This window comes from Desulfurella sp., assembly GCF_023256235.1.
Lineage (GTDB): Bacteria > Campylobacterota_A > Desulfurellia > Desulfurellales > Desulfurellaceae > Desulfurella.
This window is the reverse complement of the sequence record NZ_JAGDWY010000002.1, coordinates 1-6930: the sequence shown is the minus strand read 5'-3', so window position 1 is coordinate 6930 and position 6930 is coordinate 1. Positions and strand designations below refer to the sequence as shown.

Below are 6930 nucleotides of genomic sequence, written 5' to 3'. Positions count from 1 at the left end.
ATTTGGTGGACAAGAGTTACATACTAAAGAAGATTTTGTTTATTTATTAACATATTTATTATTTATCATAAGTCCGGCATGTAAATCGGAAAAAAATACAATACGTATAGGTTTTTGAATTTTTGTAGATTTTATTACTATTGTTCTAATATTTAACTTTTGAGCATTAATATATCCAAAACATAAAAAAGCTAAACTTAAAATACTTGAAAATGCAAAATTTATTTGTTTTACTAAAAAGGGTTTGTAGATAAAACCAAATAAAAATGCAACTAATGAAAAAAATACAAATAATATTAAAAAACCCATCCAGTAAAAACTGATATGCGCAAGAAAACTTGCAATTTGAGTTTCAAATTCTTCAATTTTTCTTATTATAAAAAGCGAGAATGTCATGTATATTAAAATTATAAAAATAACTGAGTTTATATAAGAATTTTTAAAAATTGAAGCAAAAAGCCAACCAAAATATACGTTAAATAAGCCGTATATAGTTAAAAAGACGACAAAAAAATAACTCAATTTTAAATTCGCACGTTTATATTGTTTTGTAATAAGTATTTTTTGGTTTCTTGGATTGAAATTTCTCCAAAATGAAATATTGATGCAGCTAGTGCAGCATCCGCTCCAATTTCAAAAACCTGTTTTATGTGTTCCATTTTTCCAGCACCACCAGAAGCTATAACGGGTATTGTTGAATTTTCACAAACAAGCTTTGTTAACTCTAAATCGTATCCTTCTTTTGTGCCATCTTTATCCATACTGGTAAGAAGTATTTCGCCAGCACCTCTTTCCTGGACTTCAATTAGCCAATCAATAACTTTTTTATTTGTATTTACTCTGCCACCATCTATAAAAACATAAAAATCATTACCTATTTTTTTTGCATCAATGGCTACTACTATACATTGACTTCCAAAAACCTTTACGGCTTCGTTTAAAAAATCAGGGTTTCTTACAGCAGCTGAATTTATAGAAACTTTATCAGCACCAGCTTTAAGCAGGTTTCTTATGTCTTGTATTGTTCTTATACCACCACCTACTGTTAATGGCATAAATATGTTTTGGGCGCAAGCTGAAACTACGTCAATCATTATTGAGCGTTTTTCGTAACTAGCTGTAATATCTAAAAAAACAAGCTCATCTGCTGATTGGCTATCGTATATAATCGCTTGCTCTACAGGGTCTCCTGCATCTTTCAAGTTTACAAAGTTTATGCCTTTTACTACTCTGCCTTCTTTAACATCAAGGCATGGGATAATACGTTTTGCTAACATTCAATCACCTAAATCAATCACTGTGCCTACATTGTTGTAAATTATTTTATCTGGAAATTCATTTGCAAGCGCACAGGTCATAGCTATTCCGGTACAATGTGATGGTCCAATAATTTTAAGTTGTTGCATGGTTTTTAGAGTTTCAACGGTCTTTTCTTTTTGAAATTTACTTGCTGGTCCTAAGTGTGTACCACCAATAAAACCTATTACTTTTTTGTTAAATGTATTTTCACAGTGGTTTATGATATTAATTATACCTCTGTGTGCGCAACCAAAAACAACAAAAAGTCCTTCTTTTAAATCTAAAACTAAACTTAAATCGTCTGGCACATCATCTTTTATATATTGACCATTTGATTCAAAAACGAAATCTTTATCAACTTCTTCAAAATCTGTTTTTAGCTCTACAAAGCCTGTTGTATAAATATTTTTACTAACTTGTTGAGGCTTTGTGCTAAATTCAAAATGTGCACCTAAATGTTCAAAAAAACTTTTGTCTTCTATGCCTATGTATCTTAATTTATCACCTTTTTTAGAGTATCTCTTTCTAAATATTTCTGGGTGGGCTATAATTGGTGCTTTTGCATATTGCAATACATACTTCAGGCCACCGACATGGTCGTAATGGCCGTGGCTTAGCACAATTTTATCTATGTTTTGTAAATTTACATTAAGTGTTTTTGCATTATGTATAATACAATCGCTTTGACCAGTATCAAAAAGTACTCGAGAGTTTTCTGACTCAATGAGCACACTTAAACCATGTTCTGCTTTTAATGTGCCACCTGTTGATGTATTTTCTACAAGTGTTATTAGCTTCATAATTGTCCCCCGTGTATCTGGCTTAAATCAATTGTGCCTTCATATATCGCTTTGCCTATTATAGCGCCAATTAAGCCATCTTTTTCATGTTTTTTTAAGCGCATTAGATCATCTATGTTTTTTATGCCACCTGATGCTATTATATCCATTGAACTTTTTTTTGCAATTTGGGCATAAAAATTTTCATCTATCCCGCTTAGCATGCCGTCTTTTGAAATATCAGTTACAATTGCCTCACTTATACCCAAGTCTAGAGCCTGTTTGAGAAAATCTACACAATCAACTTGCGTTTCTTCTTCCCAACCTGAGATTTTTACTTTATTATTTTCTATATCAACACCTATTACAATGTATTTTAAAAAGGATTTTAAAATTTTTTCGAATTCAGCTTTATTTTTAAATGGAAGGCTCCCAATTACAATTCTTTTCACACCTGAATCTATTATTTTTTGTGCTATATCAAAATTTCTTATTCCACCACCAACTTCTAATTCTATATTGGAATTTTTTGCAATTTTGTAAATTATATCTAAATTATTACCCCTGTTAAATGCAGCATCTAAATCAACAATATGGATTCTTTTAAACCCAAGTGATTCAAAATACAATGCAAACTCAAGAGGATTTTGACTGTATTCTTTCGCGCTTTCGGCTTTACCTTTTGTTAGTCTTACTACTTTTGAATCAATTAGATCAATAGCTGGCACAACTAACATTTTTCTTCACACATATTGCAGAAATTTTTATATATTCTAAGACCCAAAGTTTGACTTTTTTCTGGATGAAACTGAACGCCAAATACATTGTCTTTTTGACTTGCACTCGTAAATGTGCAACTGTAGTCAGTTTTGGCAACGCAATTATCATCAGAATCGGTAAAGTAAGAGTGTACAAAATAAAAGTAAGAGTTATTATTGATACCGTCAAATAAATTACATTGTTTGGTATAATAAACAGTATTCCAGCCCATATGGGGTACTTTATAGGTTTTGTTTGGTATAAATTTTACACATGAGCCTTTAAATATACCAAACCCTTTGTGAATACCAAATTCAAAACCTTCTTCAAAAAGCAATTGAAACCCTACACATATGCCTAAAAATGGTTTTTTTGATTCAATGCTTTCAAGTATGGTGTCTATTAAATTGTACTTTCTAAGCTTATCCATGCAATCGCCAAAAGCTCCAACTCCAGGTAAAACTACACCACTTGATGCTTTAATTATTTTTGGATCTTTTGTTAAGCAAGCCTTATAACCAACTTTTTCAATTGCTTTTGTAACAGATGCAACATTTCCTGCATCATAATCTATTACTGCTATCATAATTCCTCTAAATCAACCAATTTAACTCCATTGAAATTTTCACCTAAAAAAAGTTTACCAATTTTAGAAAAATTTTCTGGTGAATCTGTTGCGTAAAATTCGATTTTACCACTTCCTTTTAACATGTTTTTATCAATTGTATTGATAATAGATGTGCCAGAATCAATAATTTGAGCATTAGGAACAATTTCTTTTATTATATGCTTGATTAATGGATAATGAGTACACCCAAGCACGAGTGCTTGTGCTTGGATACCATTTAAATAGCGTTTGGCTACTAATTTTGTTATATCATCGTCAATTAGTCCTTCTTCAATTAGAGGTACAAATAAAGGGCACGCTTTTTGTTGCACACTCGCATTTTGATTAAACATTTTTATTGTTTTTTCATAAGCATTACTTTCAATAGTTGCTTTTGTTCCAATTACAGCTATAGAGTCAAATTGACAGGCCACTTTTGCTGTAGATTCCACAACGCCATATATAGGTACATTAAAGATACTTCTTAAGGTATCTATTGCAAGACTTGATGCAGTATTACATGCTACAATTATAAAATCAACACCTTTGCTTAACAAGAATTTTGTATTTTCTATAGAGTATTTAATAACTGTTTCTTTAGATTTGTTTCCATATGGTACTCTTGCAGTATCACCAAGGTAAATTATATCACTTTTAAAATATTTAATTAACGGTTTTATTACAGTTAAGCCTCCAACACCAGAATCAAATATACCAATCATATAACACCGTTTATAAGTTTTGCCAAAAAGAAATTGCCATCTGTTAAAAAATGGTTTATGCACGCAAAATCCTGCGAAACAGATAAAATCTTTTCATCTTTTAGATCCATAAAATACTTTATTAAAACTCTATTTATTCCACCATGCGCTACAATTAAAGTATCTTTTTCAAAATCAAACTCGCTCAAAAAGCTGTTAACGCGATTGTATACATCAAAAAAACTCTCGCCATTTTTTATTTTAAAATTAAATGGATCTTTTAAAAAACTTAATGCTTCAAGCGGATATTTTTGTTCTATTTCTTTCCAGCTAAGTGATTCAAAAATACCAAAATTTCTCTCTTGTAGTCTGTTGTCTACTATTAGCTCACAATTTAAGCCATCCTGTATAATTTTAGCGGTTTTCAGGCATCTTTTAAGGGGACTTGAAAATATTTTTTTTATATTTTTATACATAAAAAATTCTTTTAATTTTTGTGCCTGTATTATTCCATTTTCCGACAAATCGACATCTCTGGATCCATTAAATACCATCATTGAAGCGTTTTCAACTTCTGGATGCCTTATAAAATAAAGGTTAATTATTTTTTTTGTAAAAAATTCCAACTTTTCCACGTATTATATTTTACAGTAAAAATTTATATTTGCAAATTATAATTTTCTTGATAAGCCTAAAACTGCACCAATAAACATTGCGTTTACAACCAAACTTGAACCACCATAACTTACAAAAGGCAATACTGTGCCTTTTGTAGGTATTAAATGAAAAACGCTAAAAAGATTTATTAATATTTGTATGGAAAATAAAAATCCGGTACCAAAAACGAAAGCTTTTTCATAGTAATTATCCAGTTTGTTTGCAATAGAAAATATTGAGTAAATAAGCAAAAATAATAGTATTATAACAAGCAATACACCTAAAAAACCCAGATCTTCACCAATGGAAGCAATAATAAAATCATTGTAAGCATCAGGTAAAAATAAACTTTTAAAACTTCCATTGCCAATACCTCTTCCAAATAAGCCACCTCCGGCAAGTGCAATGAAGCCTTGATGCACCTGGTAGGGAAGGTGATTATTATGTATAAAACTGCTAAGTCTCTGTAAACGTTCTGGGTGAACTAAAAAAACTAACGAAAAAACTATAACGCCTAAAGCCAAAATAATACCTATATAGCTCGTCCTTAAACCAAAAATATAAAGCACAAGAAGAACTACAAGACAAAACAGAAATGCACCACCAATGTCTGGTTGAGAAATAATTAACAAAGCTATAATACCAAAAACTAAAAAAAGGGGTAAAATTACATTTAAATCGTTTAATGATTCGTATTTGCGATCAATAAAATCTGCTAGATATAAAATAAATGCAAAACGTGCAAATTCTGTTGGTTCAAAAGAAAAGATACCAAAATTAAACCATCTGACAGCACCCCTAATATTCACACCAAAACCTAAATGAAGTGCAATAAGAAACACAATAGCTAAGCTTAAAAAAAGAGGTATCAATTGTCTTAATTTTTGAGGGTTTATCTTGTAAAAGAACAATCCAACAAAAAATGAGACAACTATATATATTAAATATCTTTCAAGTAAAAAGTTTGGTTTACCAAAATGCTGAAAGAAAAAATAATTAGAAGCACTCCATGTCTCTACTAAACCAATAAAAACCAGTATAAACGAACAAAAAATTATAACAGTAGGTTCAAAGGCGTGGTGCTTTGTCATATTCTTCTTTAAATGCAAGGCATTCAGCTTTAAAAGCTTCGCCTCGCTCTTCAAAGTTTTTAAACTGGTCAAAACTTGATCCGCCTGGACTAAATAGTACTATTCCGCCTGGTTTGGCAATATGAAATGCAGCAATAACAGCTCCTTTAACATTAACAGCCGGAAGTGGTATAGGTCTTAGTTTGTTTAATTCTGCTATGATTTTTTTTCTATCTTCGCCAAAAACTACAACTCCTGTTAATTGAGTCAATAGATCCATTAAGTTTGCATATGATTCACCTTTGTGTTTACCACCAAGAATTATTACAATATCTTGCTTGTTTTCAAATGATTCAATGGCTTTTCTAACAGAGTCTATATTTGTGCTTTTTGAATCGTTGTAAAATTTTACACCTTCAATTTCACAAACATACTCAAGCCTGTGTGGCAATGTTTCTTGATTCATAACTACCTCCAAAATAGTATTTTTATCTACATTGCATATTAGACTTGCAAGGCTTGCAGCTGCGATATTTTGCATATTGTGAGCGCCTATAAGTTTTGTGTTTTTTATCTCGAAATGCTCTTTGAAATTAATAGTTACACTATTTTGAGATACTTTTGCCTCAACATTATCTTTATAAGTAGAAAAGCCAATTACATTAAAAGCATCAACACTGTAATCTTCGTCGAGATTTCTTATCAAAAAGCCTTCATTTAAAAGATTTTTGGCAATTTTTAACTTGGCTTGTTTATACTCTTGAAAACTCCCATGCCAGCTTAGATGGTCTTGAGTTATATTTAAGATTATTGCAATATAGGGTTTGAAAGTATCAATAAACTCTAATTGAAAGCTACTTACTTCTACAATTAAGTAATCAAGCAAATGTGAAACCTGTGCAGCTTTTGTTAGAGGTAAGCCATAATTGCCGCACATGAGTACTTTTTTGCCTGATTTTTTTAGGATATTATGTATTAATTTTACGGTTGTTGATTTTCCATTTGTACCTGTTATTGCAATGATTTTGCATTTTGTAAGTCTAAATCCAAACTCAAGT

The 6930-nt window shown here is 30.7% G+C and carries 9 protein-coding genes; all 9 read right to left on the bottom strand.

What is annotated here, in order from left to right:
* Positions 1-39 precede the first annotated feature (39 nt).
* Positions 40-396 carry a hypothetical protein gene (locus Q0C22_RS00390; RefSeq protein ID WP_291490119.1) on the bottom strand — a complete coding sequence of 119 codons (357 nt, stop codon included), beginning with the start codon at positions 394-396 and terminating at the stop codon, positions 40-42.
* A gap of 128 nt (positions 397-524) precedes the next feature.
* Complete coding sequence (gene hisF / locus Q0C22_RS00385; RefSeq protein WP_272979507.1) at positions 525-1277, bottom strand: imidazole glycerol phosphate synthase subunit HisF; 753 nt, start codon at positions 1275-1277, stop codon at positions 525-527.
* Entirely contained in the window at positions 1278-2099 is an 822-nt protein-coding gene (locus Q0C22_RS00380; RefSeq protein ID WP_291490118.1) for an MBL fold metallo-hydrolase, read from the bottom strand.
* Positions 2096-2815 carry a 1-(5-phosphoribosyl)-5-[(5-phosphoribosylamino)methylideneamino]imidazole-4-carboxamide isomerase gene (hisA, locus tag Q0C22_RS00375; RefSeq protein ID WP_025391669.1) on the bottom strand — a complete coding sequence of 240 codons (720 nt, stop codon included), beginning with the start codon at positions 2813-2815 and terminating at the stop codon, positions 2096-2098. Before hisA ends, Q0C22_RS00380 begins: the two co-directional genes overlap by 4 nt.
* Positions 2809-3423 (bottom strand): imidazole glycerol phosphate synthase subunit HisH, encoded by a 615-nt coding sequence (hisH, locus tag Q0C22_RS00370; protein WP_291490117.1) that lies wholly within the window; start codon positions 3421-3423, stop codon positions 2809-2811. Before hisH ends, hisA begins: the two co-directional genes overlap by 7 nt.
* Positions 3420-4166, bottom strand: coding sequence for a glutamate racemase (murI, locus tag Q0C22_RS00365; RefSeq protein ID WP_291490116.1), 747 nt, complete (start codon positions 4164-4166; stop codon positions 3420-3422). The genes hisH and murI overlap by 4 nt, the downstream gene beginning before the upstream one ends.
* A complete protein-coding gene (locus tag Q0C22_RS00360; protein ID WP_291490115.1) occupies positions 4163-4780 on the bottom strand; it encodes a histidine phosphatase family protein in 618 nt (205 codons plus the stop codon). Before Q0C22_RS00360 ends, murI begins: the two co-directional genes overlap by 4 nt.
* A 36-nt stretch (positions 4781-4816) precedes the next feature.
* The gene (locus Q0C22_RS00355) at positions 4817-5893 is read right to left on the bottom strand and encodes an FtsW/RodA/SpoVE family cell cycle protein (RefSeq protein WP_291490114.1); all 1077 of its coding nucleotides are present in this window, start codon (positions 5891-5893) and stop codon (positions 4817-4819) included.
* Positions 5871-6930 (bottom strand): UDP-N-acetylmuramoyl-L-alanine--D-glutamate ligase (gene murD / locus Q0C22_RS00350; RefSeq protein WP_291490113.1); only part of this gene is annotated, 1060 nt, incomplete at its 5' end. The genes Q0C22_RS00355 and murD, both read right to left, overlap by 23 nt.